At 71.4% G+C, this 15,940-nt stretch carries 14 protein-coding genes and 1 tRNA gene; 8 read left to right on the top strand and 7 right to left on the bottom strand.

Translation table 11 applies throughout. The features are described 5' to 3' along the window. Window positions 1–40: 40 nt before the first annotated feature. The 3 genes from ABD691_RS26465 to ABD691_RS26455 form a co-directional block, all read right to left on the bottom strand. Complete coding sequence (locus ABD691_RS26465; protein WP_344684222.1) at window positions 41–541, bottom strand: methyltransferase family protein; 501 nt, start codon at window positions 539–541, stop codon at window positions 41–43. A 60-nt stretch (window positions 542–601) separates the two neighbouring features. Next, window positions 602–2,569 (bottom strand): UvrD-helicase domain-containing protein, encoded by a 1,968-nt coding sequence (locus ABD691_RS26460; protein ID WP_344684220.1) that lies wholly within the window; start codon window positions 2,567–2,569, stop codon window positions 602–604. Window positions 2,570–2,685: 116 nt separating this feature from the next. Next, window positions 2,686–4,320 carry a DUF885 domain-containing protein gene (locus ABD691_RS26455; RefSeq protein WP_344684218.1) on the bottom strand — a complete coding sequence of 545 codons (1,635 nt, stop codon included), beginning with the start codon at window positions 4,318–4,320 and terminating at the stop codon, window positions 2,686–2,688. 58 nt (window positions 4,321–4,378) lie between these two features. Here ABD691_RS26455 and ABD691_RS26450 point away from each other — a divergent pair, with 58 nt between their 5' ends. The 4 genes from ABD691_RS26450 to ABD691_RS26435 all read left to right on the top strand — a co-directional run bounded on the left by ABD691_RS26450 (window position 4,379) and on the right by ABD691_RS26435 (window position 8,230). Continuing rightward, the gene (locus tag ABD691_RS26450) at window positions 4,379–5,200 is read left to right on the top strand and encodes a GNAT family N-acetyltransferase (RefSeq protein WP_344684217.1); all 822 of its coding nucleotides are present in this window, start codon (window positions 4,379–4,381) and stop codon (window positions 5,198–5,200) included. A 150-nt stretch (window positions 5,201–5,350) separates the two neighbouring features. Continuing rightward, window positions 5,351–6,580 (top strand): MFS transporter, encoded by a 1,230-nt coding sequence (locus ABD691_RS26445; protein ID WP_344684215.1) that lies wholly within the window; start codon window positions 5,351–5,353, stop codon window positions 6,578–6,580. Window positions 6,581–6,657: 77 nt separating this feature from the next. After that, window positions 6,658–6,897: a DUF6158 family protein gene (locus tag ABD691_RS26440; RefSeq protein ID WP_344684213.1), complete on the top strand. Its 240-nt coding sequence runs from the start codon at window positions 6,658–6,660 to the stop codon at window positions 6,895–6,897. Next, window positions 6,890–8,230, top strand: coding sequence for an NAD(P)/FAD-dependent oxidoreductase (locus tag ABD691_RS26435; protein WP_344684212.1), 1,341 nt, complete (start codon window positions 6,890–6,892; stop codon window positions 8,228–8,230). Before ABD691_RS26440 ends, ABD691_RS26435 begins: the two co-directional genes overlap by 8 nt. On the opposite strand, the gene ABD691_RS26430 is transcribed toward ABD691_RS26435, so the two are convergent. Continuing rightward, the gene (locus ABD691_RS26430; protein WP_344684210.1) at window positions 8,231–9,571 is read right to left on the bottom strand and encodes a phenylacetate--CoA ligase family protein; all 1,341 of its coding nucleotides are present in this window, start codon (window positions 9,569–9,571) and stop codon (window positions 8,231–8,233) included. Between the two features lie 150 nt (window positions 9,572–9,721). Between ABD691_RS26430 and ABD691_RS26425 the strand changes: the two genes are divergently transcribed. After that, window positions 9,722–9,794: transfer RNA gene (locus ABD691_RS26425), tRNA-Ala, on the top strand. A 420-nt stretch (window positions 9,795–10,214) separates the two neighbouring features. Here the strand turns inward: ABD691_RS26425 and ABD691_RS26420 are convergent. Beyond that, window positions 10,215–10,850: a TetR/AcrR family transcriptional regulator gene (locus ABD691_RS26420; protein WP_344684208.1), complete on the bottom strand. Its 636-nt coding sequence runs from the start codon at window positions 10,848–10,850 to the stop codon at window positions 10,215–10,217. A gap of 245 nt (window positions 10,851–11,095) precedes the next feature. Here ABD691_RS26420 and ABD691_RS26415 point away from each other — a divergent pair, with 245 nt between their 5' ends. From ABD691_RS26415 to ABD691_RS26405, 3 genes are all read left to right on the top strand, one after another. Further along, on the top strand, window positions 11,096–12,313 hold the full coding sequence (locus ABD691_RS26415; RefSeq protein ID WP_344684206.1) for a styrene monooxygenase/indole monooxygenase family protein: 1,218 nt from the start codon (window positions 11,096–11,098) through the stop codon (window positions 12,311–12,313). A gap of 249 nt (window positions 12,314–12,562) precedes the next feature. Beyond that, entirely contained in the window at window positions 12,563–13,072 is a 510-nt protein-coding gene (locus tag ABD691_RS26410; protein ID WP_344684204.1) for a flavin reductase family protein, read from the top strand. 68 nt (window positions 13,073–13,140) lie between these two features. Beyond that, entirely contained in the window at window positions 13,141–14,562 is a 1,422-nt protein-coding gene (locus ABD691_RS26405) for an FAD-binding oxidoreductase (protein ID WP_344684202.1), read from the top strand. Window positions 14,563–14,727: 165 nt separating this feature from the next. Here the strand turns inward: ABD691_RS26405 and wrbA are convergent, their stop codons facing one another. Next, on the bottom strand, window positions 14,728–15,363 hold the full coding sequence (gene wrbA / locus ABD691_RS26400) for an NAD(P)H:quinone oxidoreductase (RefSeq protein ID WP_344684200.1): 636 nt from the start codon (window positions 15,361–15,363) through the stop codon (window positions 14,728–14,730). Window positions 15,364–15,557: 194 nt separating this feature from the next. Continuing rightward, the coding region (locus ABD691_RS26395; RefSeq protein WP_344684198.1) for a mycobacterial-type methylenetetrahydrofolate reductase at window positions 15,558–15,940 on the bottom strand (383 nt) is incomplete at its 5' end.

Raw genomic sequence — 15,940 nt, 5'->3', positions numbered from 1 at the left:
TAAATTACGCCGGGGAGCTGCCCGCGGCAACTGGTGGGGTTCAGGGGTTCCAGGCGTGCAGCCGCGGGACCCAGCGGCGGACGTTCTGCCGGTAGGCGACGTAATCGCGGCCGAACCGCTTCTCCAGATCCGGTTCTTCCCAGAGCGGGATGTAGGTCTGGTTCAGCAGGAAGAACGCGGCGAACCAGGCCAGCAGCACGGGGGAGCGCAGGATCAGCGACTCGGCGAGCAGGATCGCGAGCACGCCGCTGATCATGGGGTTGCGCACGTGCCGGTAGGGGCCGCGCAGGACCAGCCTGCGCGGCGAGTCCCACGGCGCGAGCGTGCCGTCGCCGTCCCGGTCGAACAGGAAGATCGTCCAGATCACCAGGGTCAGGCCGCCGCCCAGCGCGGCGACTCCGAGGGTGGCCGCCGCCGGGTCGCCGACCGGGCCCAGCGGGAGCGTCAGAGTTCCGATGGTCAGGGTGAGCAGCAGCGGGACGACGATCGTGACCGTCACCGGTGCCACCAGGATCGCGATGGTGTGCCTGAGTATCCGCATAAATTCATCGTACGTTGAATTAGGCGGACCGCAAGGGGACCTGGATCGGTGCGGAACGGGTCAGTCGGACTCGACGAATCCGGTCCAGACGAAGTCGCGTGCGCGGGTGATCGCCACCAGCTGCTGGCGCTGCGACGCCTCCTGCTCCTCCCGGTGGTTCGTCGCGATGCGCGGTTCGTCGGGCAGGAACACCGACCGGAACTCGGTTCCCTTGGCCCGGTGGACGGTCCCGACGTGGATCGCGGGGGAGGGCGTGCCGTCCCACCGGTCCAGCGGGCTGACCTGGAAACCCGCCGCCCGCAGCACGTTCTCCCAGTGCTCGGCCGCGTTGTTGGTGCGGGTCAGCACCGCCGCGTCCGCGGTGTCGTCGAGCCTGCGCAGCGCCGACAGCAGCGCCTCCTCCTGGTCGGGCCCGCGCCAGCGCACCGCCCGGCCGCCGCCCAGGACCGGCAGCGCCGAGCGCAGCGCCACCGTCGGGCCGCCGTCGAGGTCGTCGAAGCGGTTGACCGCGTCCAGCTCGCCCGCCTCGTCCACGATCGCGGTCCGGTTGCGGTAGTTGCGGCGCAGGATCTCGCCGCGTCCGCCCAGCGCGATCCCGGCCTCGGACAACCGCCAGCCGCCCGCGTAGACCTGCTGCTGGCCGTCGCCGACGAGCAGCAGCTGGTTCGGGCCGTCGCCGCTGATCGCGTGCGCCAGGCGCAGGCCGATCAGCGTGAGGTCCTGGACCTCGTCGACCACCACCGCGGTGAACGGGCGTTCCAGCGGCGTGCGGCCCAGCTCGGTCAGCGCGCGCAGCAGGATGTCGTTGTGGTCGCTGACCCCGCGCTCGCCGAGCTCGCGTTCGTACTCGCAGTAGAACTCCCAGACGTGCGCCCGGAAACCCGGCGTCAGGTTGCCGCCGCGACCCCGGCGAGGCGCCGTCTTGTACGCCTCCAGGGAGCGCAGCCCGCGCCCCTTGATGACCCGGTCGATCTCGTCCTTCCAGTACCCGCGCGACGGCCGGGCCGCGGCCAGCGGACCGCCCTGGCCCGCGCGCTGCCAGGCCGCCAGGAACGCCTCCTCGATCTGGCGGTCGTCGGCCTCGGAGTCCCGGCCCCGTGCGGCCAGGAACTCCTTGGCCCAGCCGTGCAGGTGCTGGAACCGGACGCGGTGCCCGACCTGGCGGGCCAGCGAGCGGAACTGCTTCTCGGCGATCCGCGGCAGGGTGCTCAGGTGCGTGGTGTAGAGCAGCTCGCCGCTGCTGCGGCGGGCCAGGTACGCGAGCCGGTGCAGGGCGAGCACGGTCTTGCCGGTGCCCGCCGGTCCGGTGATCCGGGCGGGGCCGGAGTAGCGCCGCCGGACCAGCCCGAGCTGGGTGTCGTCCAGGAAGATCCGCCAGTCCGGCATCGGCCCTTCCAGCGCGCGCTCGAACCGCTGCTCGCGCAGCTCGTCGACGTCGAACAGCCCCGACGACCGGCCGGACACCCCGGTCTCGCCCGCGGCCCGCGGTTCGGGGATCCGCTGCGGGTTCCAGCCGATCGGGGTCAGGTCGAAGGTGCGGCTGCTCAGCTGCCGGGCGGCGCTGAGCGCGTCCGCGCGCTCCAGGACTTCCTCACCGCGCAACAGGATCCGGTCGAGGTCGTCCTCGGCGACGGTCAGGTGCTCGCCGCTGTGGCCGGTGGCCGAGCCCGCCGGTCGCACCACGACGGTGCGCAGCGCGGCCTCGGTCAGCAGGCCGTGCGGGGTGGGCACGCCCGCCAGCAGTTCGGCGGTCCAGACGAAGGCCGCCCTGGCGTCCTCCCAGCCCGGGTCCTCCTCGCGGAGCAGGACCGCGAGCACCCCGCGCGGACCGGCCAGCACCACGTCCGGCCGGTTCTCCGGGGTGTGCGGGGCGAACTGGTTCAGTAGCGTGTACCAGCCGGCCGGGCGCTCCACCGCGAACCGCTCCACGACCCGCTTCTGCCACGGCGGCAGCGGCGGCCTGGCTCGCAGTTCCGCTTCCGCCTGGCGGCGGAGGCGCTCCTCGCGGTGGTGGTGCGTCCCGGTCACCGTTGCCTCCACTGCGGAAACGGGTGCTTCGGCCACCTCCGAGGCTAGAGCGCCGACGGGCGTTTTCTAGCTGCTCAGGCGGGGATCACCTGGATGTCGCACCGGCGGGCCGGGGTTCACCCGGATGCCACCACCATGTCCACTGTGGACAAGGGGAGCGCGCCGTGGCCGAGCACCGCGTCGTGGAAGGCCCGGATGTCGAAGTCCGCGCCGAGGCGGTCGCGGGCCGCCGCCCTGATCCGCTCGATCTCCAGCCGCCCGACCATGTACGACAGCGCCTGGCCGGGCAGCTGGATGTAGCGGTCGACCTCGGCGGCGACCTCCGGCGGCGGCAGGGTGGTGTGTTCGAGCATGTGGTCGACCGCCTGCTGCCTGCTCCAGCCGAACTCGTGGATCCCGGTGTCCACGACCAGCCGCGCGGCCCGCAGCGAGTCCTCGGAGACCATGCCGATGCGGGCGAGGTCGCCGGAGTACAGCCCCATCTCGTCGGCGAGGCGCTCGGTGTACAGGCCCCAGCCCTCGGTGTAGGCGTTGATCGCCAGCAGCCGCCGCAGCCTGGGCAGGCCGGTCAGCTCCTGGGCGAGCGTCAGCTGGAAGTGGTGGCCGGGCACGGCCTCGTGGAACGCGATGACCTCCGCGGTGTAGCGGACGCGCTCGGCGGCCCGGTCGGTGGCGGCGAAGTAGATGCCCGGCCGGGAGCCGTCCAGCGCGGGCGGGGTGTAGTAGTCGCCGGTGGAACGGCCGCTGGACGGCGGGATCGACCGGACCTCGCAGCCCTGCGAGGGCAGCCGCCCGAACCAGTCCGGCGCCGCCGCCTCGGCCCTGCTGATCGCGTCGCGCGCGGTGGTCAGCAGGTCGTCGGCGTCCCGCCAGCGCAGCGCGGGGTCCGAGCGCAGGCGTTCGGTCAGCTCGGCGGGGTCGGAGACGCCGAGCGCGCGGGCGCCCAGCTCGGCGTACTCGCGCCGGAGGTCGGCGCCGATGCGCAGGCCGGTCTCGTGCAGCTCCTGAGGTGTCCGCTGGGTCGTGGTGTGCGAGCGCACCAGGCGGCGGTAGATGTCCCGTCCGCTCGGCAGCCAGCACAGGCCGGGTTTGTCGGCCGGGCGGCTCGCCGGTGCGACCTCGGTGGCCAGCACGTCGCGGTAGCGCCGCAGCGCCGGGTGCACGACCTCGTCGAGCAGCTCGCGGCGCTCGGCGTCGAGGCCGTGCATGTCCTGTTCGAGCAGCGGATCGGTGCCGGGCGCGGCCAGGAGCCGGTCGAGCTGGTCGACAGCCTCCTCCACCAGGGGCTGGACCGGGAGCATGCCGGTGGCCAGCCCTTCCCGGTGGCGCTGGACCACGGTCTCGGTGAACCGCGGAATCGCGGCCAGCCGCCGCAGGAACGCCCGCGCCTGGTCGGCGTCGGTGACCGAGACCCGGGCGAGGGCGCCCAGCAGGCCGGAGACCGGGGCGAACAGCGAGCCGTTGATCCCGTACTCCACCGACCGGGAGTCGATGCGGTCGATCGCGGCCTCGGCCTGGTGCACCACGACGGCGATGGTCAGCCGCTGCTCCAGCTCGGCGTGCTCGGTGTCGACTGCCATCGCGCGCCTGCGCACGTCCTCCAACTGGGCGCGCCGGGACTGCTCGGCCGCGGCGCTGAGGTCGGGCAGCAGGTCGTCTCGGGTGCGGTCGCCGTAGATGCTGGCCCGGACCGGATCCCCTTCGAAGATCAGGTCCAGCAGTTCGTCGGCGAGCTGTTCTGGTGTGGCCACACGCACATCGTCCAGCCGCGCGCGCCACGGGCAAGCCCCCGGGGCAGACAATGAACGCGTGGACCCACTGCACGACCCGGACGACGAGGACCTGCTGCACCCGAGGCAGGCCCGGATGCTCGCGGGACTGGTCGAGAACGCGCGGATGTCGTCGGCCGCGATCCGCTACGGGCTGCGCACCCGGGTCGGGGTCGCGACGCTGGTGCTCAACCAGGACAACCCGCTGCCAACGGCCAACCACGCCTGCGCGCTCTGGGGAACGCTCGCCGAGGTCGCGAGCACGCTGCTGCGGCTGGAGCAGGTCTTCGCCGAGGCAGGGCGGTCCGAGGCCGTCGTCTACGCCTCGCCGAGCACGGTCGCCGAGATCGAGGGCATCGCCGACGACTCGGGTTGGCGCGCGGTGGAGGAGGGCCTGGTGCTGCTGCACCGGGAGCCGCGGGTGACGTGGGTTTCCCCGCGCCCGGCCGAGGACCGCGACCTGCCGGGGATCGCGGAGCTGATCGCCGACGACGCGGGCCTGTCCGAGGCGGGCGAGTCCCGGCTGATCCGCAACCTCGGGCACCGCATCGACGACCCGCGCTGCGTCGTGCACGTCGTCGACGACGCGGATGCCGACCGGATCGCCGGTTTCGCGCAGGGCTTCGTCGAGCACGGCATGGGCCTGGTGGAGCAGGTGGTCGTGCGGCCCGGCAGGCGGCGCCGGGGGCTGGGACGCGGGCTGGCCGTCACGGCGGTCGACGAGCTGCGCGAGCGCGGAGCGCGGCTGGTCGCGGCGCACAGCGACGAGAGCAGGCCCGCGGAGCGGTTCGCGGAGGCGTGCGGGTTTGAGGCGGCCTATCCCGTGACCGCCTACGCCCGGCGGGTGGATGAGCTGCTGTAGTCGGGACATCCGTTGACTGCGGAAAGCCCCTTTGGCAGCCCGAGGGTTGGTGGCGCTGAGGGGCAGGGTCCGTTGCGGGGCGCGGTATCCGATTGACCCGGGCAAATCCGTCTGGTTCGCTTAGTTCGGCTAAAAAGACAGGAGGTCCGGGTGTCCAGCGCGACTGCCGCCGAGTCCACCCCAGCATCCACTCCGACATCCGGTACCGCAGCACTGCCCCGAGAGATCTGGATCCTCGTCGTCGGCAGCTTCATCGTCGCGATCGGCATGGGCATCGTCTCCCCGGTGCTGCCCGCCTTCGCCGCCAGCTTCGACGTCGGCGTCACCGCCGTCTCCTTCATCATCAGCGCCTTCGCCTTCATGCGGCTGGCTTTCGCGCCGGTCAGCGGTCGCCTGGTGTCGCTGCTCGGGGAGCGGCCCATGTACGTCCTGGGCATCACGATCGTCGGCGTGAGCACCGCCGCGTGCGCCTTCGCTGGCTCGTACTGGCAGCTGCTGGTGTTCCGGGCGCTGGGCGGCATCGGCTCGACGATGTTCACCGTCTCCGTGGTGGCGCTGCTGGTCCGCCTCGCCCCCGCGCACCTGCGCGGGCGCGCCTCCGGTCTGTGGGCGACCAGCTTCCTGCTCGGCAACATCTCCGGCCCGATCATCGGCGGCCTGATGGTCGGCTTCTCCATGCGGCTGCCGTTCCTCACCTACGGCGCGACGCTGTTCGTCGCCGCCTTCGCGGGCTGGCTGATGCTGCGCCACTCCACCCTCGCCGCGCCGGACCGCGGCAACGCGGTGCCGGAGATGACGGTCCGCCAGGCGCTGGCGCACCGCACCTACCGCGCGGCGCTGCTGTCGAACTTCAGCAACGGCTGGGCCGTCTACGGCGTGCGGATCGCCCTGGTGCCGCTGTTCGTGGTCGAGGCGCTGCGCTCGACGCAGTCGATGGCCGGCATCGCGCTCTCGGTGTTCGCCGTGGGCAACGCCGCGGTGCTGATGCTGTCCGGCCGGATCGCCGACCAGCGCGGGCGCAAGCCGATGGCGATCATCGGCCTGGTGGTCTCCGCCGTCGGCAGCATCTCCCTCGGACTCAGCGACTCGGTGGTCTGGTTCCTCGGCGCGTCGCTGGTCGCCGGCCTCGGCGCGGGACTGCTCAACCCGGCGCAGAGCGCCGCGGTCGCCGACGTCGTCGGCTCGAAGGGCAAGGGCGGCACGGTGCTGGCCGCCTTCCAGATGTCGGCCGACGTCGGCGCGATCCTCGGCCCGCTGGTCGCCGGGGTGCTCGCCGACCTGGTGTCGTTCCAGGTGGCCTTCGCGGTCACCGGCCTGACCGCGGTGCTCGCGCTGCTGGTGTGGGTGGGCGCGCCGGAGACGCGGTTCGGCGCCCGCTGACGGTGTGTTGATCGAGCTGGACCGGGGTACTCCCGCAGGCACGCACCCTTCGGCGTGTCCGACGCAGGGAGGACGACATGAGCATGATCACCGGAATCCCCGGTAGCGAACTGCCCGAACCGGATCTGTTGCGCGAGCTCCGGCACCTGCACGAGACCCGCCACGACACGTTCCTGCACGGCTCGCCGGACTCGCTGCGCGAGCACACGGCCCGGACCTTCGAGCTGGAGCACGAGTACCTGCGGCGGCACCCCGACCGCGACGTCGACCCGCGGCGGACCAGGGAAGGTGCGAGGGGGGAGCCGCAGAATGCCTAGGCCGCGGATCGTCATCGTCGGCGGCGGGCACACCGGGCTGACCCTCGCGCTGCGGTTGCAGCGGATCCTGCGGGACGGCGAGGCCGACGTCACGGTGATCGACTCCCAGCCGCACATGACCTACCAGCCGTTCCTGCCCGAAGCCGCCGCCGGGTCGCTGGAACCCCGGCACGTCGTGGTGCCGCTGCGGGAGGCGCTGCGCAAGTCCGAGGTGATCACCGCGCAGGTCACCGCCATCGACCACGCCCGCCGCGAGCTCACCGCGACCATCGGCGACGGGACCGCCGAGTACATCAGCTACGACGTGCTCGTGGTGGTGCCGGGCTCGATCTCCCGCGCGCTGCCCATCCCGGGACTCGCCGAGCAGGGAGTGGGGTTCAAGACCATCGGGGAGGCCATCTACCTGCGCAACCACGTGCTGTCCCGGCTGGACATCGCGGCCAGCACCACCGACGACAAGCTGCGCCGCAGGCTGCTGACGTTCATGTTCGTCGGCGGCGGCTACGCCGGGATCGAGGCGATGGCCGAGCTGGAGAGCATGGCCCGCTACGCGATCCGCGACTACCCCGGCATCCACGTCCGGGACATGCGGTGGGTGATGGTCGAGGCGATGGGCCGGATCATGCCCGAGGTCAGCCAGCCGATGGGGGAGTACACCCGGCAGCGGCTGACCGACCGGGGCATCGAGGTCAAGCTCAACACCACGGCGAAGTCGATGGAGGGCGGGCACGTGGTGCTCTCCGACGGCGACGAGTTCGACACCGACACGATCGTCTGGACCGCCGGGGTCAAACCGCACCCGATGCTGGAGGGCAGCGACCTGCCGCGGGACGACAAGGGCCGCGTGGACTGCACCGCCAAGCTCCAGGTACGCGGCACCGTGGACGTCTTCGCCGCCGGGGACTGCGCCGCCGTCCCGGACCTGACCAGCCGCGACCCCAACGCGAAGTGCTCGCCGTCGGCGCAGCACGCGGTGCGGCAGGCCAAGGTGCTCGCGGACAACGTCGTGGCGCTGCTGCGCGGCCAGGAACTGCACCAGTACCGGCACAGGTACGCGGGATCGGTCGCCGGGCTCGGGCTCTTCCAGGGCGCCGCCGAGGTGTACGGGGTGAAGCTGAAGGGCTTCCCGGCGTGGGCGCTGCACCGGGTCTACCACCTGGCCAAGATGCCCACGGCGTCGCGGAAGGCGCGCATCATGGGCGACTGGCTGCTGGAGCTGCCGTTCCGCAGGCAGGTAGTCGCGCTCGGCGAACTGCACGACCCGCGGTCGGAGTTCGTCAAGGCCGCCAACACCCGCGGCCTGCCGCAGCGCCACGGCGGCCAGGCGGGGTGATCACTCCAGCCCGGGCAGCGGCGCCACGCCGTGGTTCCAGCGCACGACCCGCCGGGCCTTGCCGCTCGTCGCGCGCGGGATGTGGCCGGGCGCGAACATGCGCACGACGCAGGTGATGCCCAGCCGCTGCTGCAACGCGGCGGCCAGGTCCCGTTCGAGGACCGCGGCGTCCTCGGCCGCGCTGTAGGGCTCGACCGCGATCCGCAGCTCGGGCCGGGAGGAGTCGCGGCGGTCCTCGACGACCAGGTAGTGCGGCGCGACCCGGTCGTCCTCCAGCAGCACCGCCTCGACCTCGGCGGGGAACACGTTGACCCCGCGGATGATCAGCATGTCGTCGCTGCGGCCGATCACCCGGGTCATCCGCCGCAGCGTGCGCGCGGAACCCGGCACCGGTCCGCACACGGCGGCGACGTCGCCGGTCCGGTAGCGCAGCAGCGGCAGCCCGGTCTTGGTGAGGGTGGTGAACACCAGCTCGCCCGGTTCGCCGTCCGGCACCGGTTCCCCGTCGGTGCCGATGACCTCCGGGTAGAAGTGGTCCTCGGCGATGTTGAGCAGCCCCTCGGAGTCCAGCGACTCGCACGCCACGCCCGGGCCGATGATCTCGGTGAGGCCGTAGATGTTGAGCGCCCGCAGCCCCAGCAGCCGCTCGATCTCGATCCGCATCTGCTCGGTCCACGGCTCGGCGCCGAACAGGCCGATGCGCAGCGACAGCTGGTCGGCGGTGATCCCGGTCGAGCGGAACGACTCGCCGAGGTAGATCGCGTACGACGGGGTGCAGCACAGCACGTCCGGGCGCAGGTCGAGCATCAGCCGCAGCTGGAGGTCGGTGCCCCCGCCGGAGACCGGCAGCACGCTCGCGCCCAGCCGCATCGCGCCCTGGTGCAGGCCCTGCCCGCCGGTGAACAGGCCGTAGCCGAACGCGTTGTGCACCAGCCCGCGGCGGGTCACCCCGGCCCCGGCCAGCGCCCGCGCCATCACCTCGGACCAGACGTCCATGTCGTGCGCGGTGTAGGGCACCAGCGTCTGCCGCCCGAGCGTCCCGGAGGTCCCGTGGATGCACACCACGTCGGTCTCCGGAGCGGCCCGCAGGCCGAAGGGGTAGTGGTCCCAGAGGTCCTGCTTGGTGACGAAGGGGAGCTGGTGCAGCTCGTCGAGGCCGACGTCGGAGCCCCGGCGCACCCCGCTGTCGCGCAGCCGCCCCGCCTGCACGCCGCCAGCCGCCAGCAGCCGGTCGACCAGCCGCTGCAACCGCCGTTCCTGCAGCTCACGACGGCGCTCGGGATCGCACCCCTCGTCCTCCGGCGCCGTCAGCGGAGGCGACACGCGCTGTGCAGTGGTCACGACCCACGGTGTAGCAGAGCGGGCTGCACGCTGGGTAGATCCAACAGGGGTACCCCCCTGCGAAGGGCCTCCGGAGGCTGTTGTACGGTATGCAGGCACGAGATGAACGGGACAGAAAAACCCCGGGAGCCTCGGGCGAGAACTGAACAAGGGGCTGTGGCGCAGTTGGTAGCGCACTTGACTGGCAGTCAAGGGGTCACGGGTTCGAATCCCGTCAGCTCCACTTCGCGATTGGGACGCCCTGCTCACGCAGGGCGTTTCGCTTTTATCGGCTTCGTCATTTTGTTGGGGGAGCGACTCCCCCAAACCCCCTACGGTGCGGTGGTTGGGAGTCGAGTGCTCCTTGCTTTGGGAGTGTTCTCGGCCTGCTCTTGGACCAGCTTTTCGGGGTTGGCTCTTGGGCCAGCTTCCCGGGGTTGGGTTTGTCGTTTTGTTTTGGGCGACGTAGTGGGCTATTGGTCGCTATCGCGAGGGTCTTTCCCGATCTGGGCTTGGTGGAGGGCATGGCGTTGGCCATCCGCTGGGGTGCGGCGGAGAGCGGCGAATCCGGCGCGTCGATGGTCGAGGCGGTCTGCGGGTACTTCGCCGCGGTGACACGCGGGCCGCGGTGCAGTGTGGTGCGTTGGCACCGCGACCCGGGGTGTCAGTTCTCGGGCTTGCTGATCGCGTCCACCAGGTCGTCCAGGCCGGACTTGATCCGGTCCAGCGACATGCCGGTGACGTCCTGCTGGTACGTGACCAGGCAGGCGCCGATCGGCGCGAGCAGGGCGTCGGCCAGGTAGCGGGCGTCGCTGCCCGGGCGGACCTGTTCCACCAGGCCGGCCAGGTGCGCGTGGTGCACCCGGTAGGCCCCGCTGACGTAGCGGGCGTGCGGGCTGTTGGTCTCGGCGACCAGCAGCAGCGCCGACTGCTCCTGCAGCCGGTCCAGCAGCGCGTGCAGGAAGGCCTTGATCCGCTCCACGGGCGGGGCGCCGAATCCCAGCGGCGGCGGCCCGGCCAGGAACGCCTGCTGCAGCTCGACCTCCCGCTCGTCGAGCAGCGCGTAGGCCAGCCCGGCCCGGTCGCCGAACCGGCGGTAGACCGTCCCGACCCCGACCCCGGCGGCCTGGGCGACCTCCTCCATGTACAGCGCCTCCACGCCGCCGCTGCGCACGATCCGCTGGGCGGCGTCGATGATCCGCTTGCGGTTGCGGGCTGCGTCGGCGCGTTCCGGCTGCGGCTGCCCCGCCACGGTCAGGCCGAGTCCGCGACCGTTCATGGCTGACCGATCGGCTGCCATCGCTGCTCCTCTCCTCGGTCCGGTGCGGTCCGGCCACCGGCTCGGGCGATTTCCCCACGTCACCGGTTGGTCGCTGCCGGTGGTTGTCAGGGCGTCTACCCAGGCATACTATGGGATCGTAAACGGAATGTCTTCCGGTTAGGCTCGGAAGGCATGTCGACATCCATCTCCGGAGCTGCGCAGGTGCGCCGGTCCAGCCCGCGACCGCGGGCGCACGGCACGCCTGCCCCTCGAAGGGAGCACCCGTGACAAACATCGGCATCGTCGGAGGCGGGGTGGCCGGCCTCCACCTGGGCCTCTACCTGCGCAAGCACGACGTCCCGGTCACGATCTACAGCGACAAGACCGTCGAACAGCTCGGTACCGGCAGGTTGCCGAACACGGTGGCGCACCAGAACACGACCATCCGGCGCGAGCAGGAACTGGGCATCAGCCACTGGGACCTGGACGAGTACGGCTACACCGCGCACCACCACCACATCGCGGGCGACCCGCCGCTGCGGTTCACCCCGCACGCCTCGGGTCCCGCGCGCGCCCTGGACTACCGGATCTACCTGCCCCGGCTCGTCGAGGACTTCGTCGCCCGCGGCGGGAACTTCGAGACCCGGCAGGTGCAGCCCGCGACCATCGTGTCGCTGTCCGAGCAGCACGACCTCGTGGTGGTGGGCACCGGCAAGGCCGGGCTGTCCAACATGTTCGGCCGCCGCACCGACGCGTCGCCGTTCGACGTGCCGCAGCGCAAGCTGTCGGCCGGGCTCTACCACGGCGTCGCCCGCCCCGACCCGACCGGCATGACGATGAGCGTGTCGCCGGAGGGCGAGCTGCTGGAGCTGCCGATGCACTCCTTCGACGGCCCGGTCACCACCCTGCTGTTCGAGATCAAGCCGGGCGGCGACATGGAGGAGCTGGCGCACCTGCGCTACGAGGACGACCCGGCCGCGTTCGAGAAGGCCGTTCTCAGCAAGCTGGAGAAGTACCACCCGACGGTGTTCGCGCGGGTGAACCCGAGCGAGTTCTCGCTGACCCGCCCGGAGGACATCGTGCAGGGCGCGCTGGTGCCGGGGGTGCGGGAGGACTACGTCCGGCTGCCCAACGGCCGCTACGCGCTGTCGGTGGGCGACGCGCACACCACCGTCGACCCGATGATCGGCCAGGGCGCCAACCTCGCCTCGTACTCCGCCTTCGTGATCGGCGAGTCGATCGTGGAGGACCTCGGCTTCGACGAGCGGTTCTGCGTCAAGGTGGCCAGGAAGCGGGCGCACCGGGTGCTGTCGACGGTCCAGTGGGGCAACTTCATGCTGCGCCGCGAACCTCCGGCGCACCAGATCCGGCTGTTCCAGCGGATGGCCACCGACCAGGCGCTGGCCGACGAGTTCATCGACTTCTTCAACCAGCCGGAGCGGCTCTGGGACGTGCTGTCCACCCCGGAGCGCACCGACGCCTTCCTGGCCGCACACGACTAGAAACGTTTCAGAAGGCTCGGCCGCCGCACCGGTCGGGGAAGACGGGCTCTCAGGTGTGTTCCGGAGCTTCCGGGTGTCCCTCCGGCGGGACACCCGGGAACTCCGGGCCGCGCAGGCGACTCGCGTGCCGGTGAGCGGGTCACGTCGGGGAGGACGTCCCAGAAACCGCGGGCGGCGCGGGCGGAGGTCCGCGCCGCCACGGCCGTGCCGGGCACGGCCCGTTGACCGATCTTCGCGCTGGAGGCGAACATGTCAACAGAATTCGCAGTCGACAGCCGTGCTTTCCGCAACGTCATGGGGCGCTTTCCCAGCGGGGTCACGGTGGTGACCGCGCCGGGAGCCGACGGCGAGGTGCACGGGATGACCGCCAACGGATTCCTCTCGGTCTCCCTGGACCCGCCGCTGATCCTGGTGTCGCTGGCGAAAACCACGCGGATGGCGGAAGTTCTTCCCCAGTCCGGGCGGTACGGGATCAGCATGCTGGCCGACGACCAGGAGTCGCACTCGCGGCACTTCGCGGGCAGGCCGCAGCCGAACCTGCAACCGGAATTCGTGTGGCAGCACGGAGTTCCGCTGTTGAGCGGGGCGCTCGCACACGTCGCGTGCGACGTGTGGGACGCTCACGACGCCGGTGATCACACGCTGTTCGTCGGCCACGTGCGCCATCTGGCGCACCGGGAGGGGGAACCGCTGGTGTTCTTCACCGGCTCGTACCGCGCACTTCACATCTCGCCGGACGAGGACATGTTCTCGCACTGACCGGCGAAAATCCGAGATTCTTGGTCTGACGCCCGCACATCCGCGGGCCAGAAGGGAGAACCTTTTCCATGGCAGCCATCCCTACCGAGGCACAGCGAGCGAAGGTCGTCGACGCACTCCGGCAGGATCTCGAACCCGCGCTCCACGGCTCGGTTCTGCTGCCCTCCGACGACGCCTACGACGCGGAGCGCCTCGGGTTCAACCGCACCGTCGACCTCCGGCCCGAGGCCGCGATCGCGGTGGGCAGTGCGGCGGACGTGGTGCGCACGGTGCGCTTCGCCGGTGAGCACGGCCTCCCGGTCGCGGTGCAGGGCACCGGTCACGGCGTGGTCCTCCCGGGGAACGACGCGCTGCTGATCAGCACCAGGGCGATGGGCGGCGTGCGCATCGACCCCGACGCGCGCACCGCGCGGATCGAGGCCGGTGTGCTGTGGGGCAAGGTCGTCCAGGACGCCGCGACCTACGGGCTGGCCCCGCTGAACGGCTCGTCGCCGACGGTCGGCGTGATGGGCTACGTCCTGGGCGGCGGCATCGGTCCGCTCGGCAGCTCGTTCGGCTACGCCGCCGACCACGTCCGCAGCCTGGACGTCGTCACCGCCGACGGCCGCCTGCGCGAGGTCACCGCGCAGAGCGATCCGGAGCTGTTCTGGGCGCTGCGCGGCGGCAAGGGCAACTTCGGCGTGGTGACCTCGGTCGAGGTCGACCTGTTCCCGCTGTCCACTGTGTACGGTGGCGGGCTGTTCATGCCCGGCGAGTCGCTGCCCGAGCTGCTGCGCACCTGGCGGGACTGGGCGGAGGACGTGCCCGCGAACATGCAGACCGCGATCGCCGTGGTCCGGTTCCCGGACCTCGACGTGGTGCCGGAGCCGATCCGCGGCAAGCTGGTCGGGCACGTGCGGGTGACCTACCGGGGTTCGGCCGAGGAGGGCGAGCGGCTGGTCCGCCCGCTGCGCCAGGTGGCCGAGCCGCTGATGGACACCGTGACGAACATGCCCTACACCGAGATCGGCAGCGTCAACCTCGACCCGATGGAGCCGGGCCCGTTCTACGAGCGCTCCGGGCGGCTCGGCAGCTTCGACGACGCCGCGATCGGCGCGTTGCTGGAGGTCGCCGGTCCGGACGCCGATTTCCCGGTCACCGTGGTGGAAATCCGCCGGATCGCCGGTGCGCTGGCGGTCGAGCCGGAGCAGCCCAACGCGGTTCCGTACCGCAGGCCCGGCTACACGCTGTTCGTCGCCGCGCCGGGCGAGGGCGACCAGGTCGGTACGGTCCGGGCCGCGCAGCAGAAGGTGCTGGACGTGCTGGCGCCGTGGCGGGTCGGTGGGCCGTTCGTCAGCTTCCTCACCGCGGAGGAGGGCGAGGCCGACCAGGTGCGCGGCGCCTACGAGCCCGCTTCCTACGAGCGCCTGGTGCGGGTCAAGAACGAGCACGACCCGGACAACGTGTTCCGGGTCAACCACAACATCGCGCCGGACGGTCGGGCCGACTGAGCCAGTCCACGGGACCGGCCCAGCCGGCTCGTCCGCACCCCCAGGGGAAATCCGCTCGGTCTGCTGGTCACAACGGAGTGACCGGCAGACCGACCACTTTGGTGCGAAGACCACGTCCCCGACGCCGGTTCGCCGCTGAACCGGCGTCGGTTCTCAACGCTGGATCTAGACCGACGCCGGTTCAGCGGCCACCGCGGGCCTGCTGAGCAGCGCGGCCTTCTCGGTGACGCGGCGGCCCAGGTACCGCGCCGCGACGATCGAGGCCGCGGCCGGGCCAGCACCCTCGCCGTCGTTGGAGCTGACGCCGTAGGGGTTGCCACCGGCCTCCTCGATGCACGGGTCGGTGTAACCGGGCGGCACGATGACCGCGCCCCAGTGCATGAACACGTGGTACATGCTGGTCAGGGTGGTCTCCTGGCCGCCGTGCACCGAACCGGCGCTGGTGAGGCCGCTGACCACCTTGTCCGCCAGCAGGTTCTCCGCCCACAGGCCACCGGTGGTGTCGATGAACTGCTTCATCTGGGCGGCCATGTTGCCGTACCGGGTCGGCGTGCCGAACACGATCGCGTCGGCCCAGGTCAGGTCGTCCAGAGTGGCCTCTTCGACGTGCTGGGTCGCGTTCGCGTGCGCCAGCCACTCGGGGGTGCTTTCCACCACCTCGCGGGGGGCGAGCTCGGCGACGCGCCGCAGGCGGACGTCGGCTCCGGCTTCGCGCGCGCCTTCCAGCGCGGCCTGCGCGAGACCGTAGATCGTGCCCGTGCTGCTGTAGTAAATCACGGCAACGCGCGGTCCCGTGGTCATAACGCTACCTCCACCTCACGTGGGAACTTCCCACTGGGAAGCCTAAGCGGAATCCGCTCCGGTTGCAACCGGCTGGGTGAGATCGGTCGCAGGAAATCGCGCTGGGAGGCGGAAACCCCTGCTGCGGACGGGCGCCCGCCGGTGCTGGCGTTCAGCTCCGGCAGGCGCCCGCGTGGTCGAACGGGTTGCGGGGGTCAGGGCTGCGGCTCCCAGTGCTCCAGCAGCGCGGCGAAGGTCTCGAAGGCGGGTTCGTTGTAGCCGTAGGGGGCTTCGAGGTGGACGCTCAGCGGGAAGCCGAGGTCGTGGACTCCGTCGATGACCCGCTTGTAGAGGTCCACGACGGCCTGTTTCCGTTGCTGGAAGCCGAGTTCCGCCGTGCGGGCGACGAATTCCTGCTCGGCGGCGACGGCCGGGTTGCCGGGGTCCTGGATCAGCCACTGGATGAGCTTCTTGCTGCGCTCGACTCCCGGGATGAAGCCGAAGGACAGCAGGACGTCCGGGCGGTGCGGGGTGGTGCGGGCGAATTCCTTGAGGAATCCGACGATGGCGTCGGAGAACAGGAGCTGGGTCATGCCGT

This window comes from Saccharopolyspora taberi (assembly GCF_039534165.1).
Lineage (GTDB): Bacteria > Actinomycetota > Actinomycetes > Mycobacteriales > Pseudonocardiaceae > Saccharopolyspora_D > Saccharopolyspora_D taberi.
The sequence above is the reverse complement of the archived record's forward strand: the minus strand, read 5'-3'. Positions and strand labels throughout refer to the sequence as shown.

Excerpts from the sequence above, each read along its gene's own strand:
- ABD691_RS26410 (WP_344684204.1), top strand. The coding sequence starts at position 12,563 with ATGTCAACAGAATTCGCAGTCGACAGCCGTGCTTTCCGCAACGTCATG.
- ABD691_RS26440 (WP_344684213.1), top strand. The coding sequence starts at position 6,658 with ATGAGCATGATCACCGGAATCCCCGGTAGCGAACTGCCCGAACCGGAT.
- ABD691_RS26405 (WP_344684202.1), top strand. The coding sequence starts at position 13,141 with ATGGCAGCCATCCCTACCGAGGCACAGCGAGCGAAGGTCGTCGACGCA.
- ABD691_RS26420 (WP_344684208.1), bottom strand. The coding sequence starts at position 10,850 with ATGGCAGCCGATCGGTCAGCCATGAACGGTCGCGGACTCGGCCTGACC.
- ABD691_RS26465 (WP_344684222.1), bottom strand. The coding sequence starts at position 541 with ATGCGGATACTCAGGCACACCATCGCGATCCTGGTGGCACCGGTGACG.
- wrbA (WP_344684200.1), bottom strand. The coding sequence starts at position 15,363 with ATGACCACGGGACCGCGCGTTGCCGTGATTTACTACAGCAGCACGGGC.
- ABD691_RS26435 (WP_344684212.1), top strand. The coding sequence starts at position 6,890 with ATGCCTAGGCCGCGGATCGTCATCGTCGGCGGCGGGCACACCGGGCTG.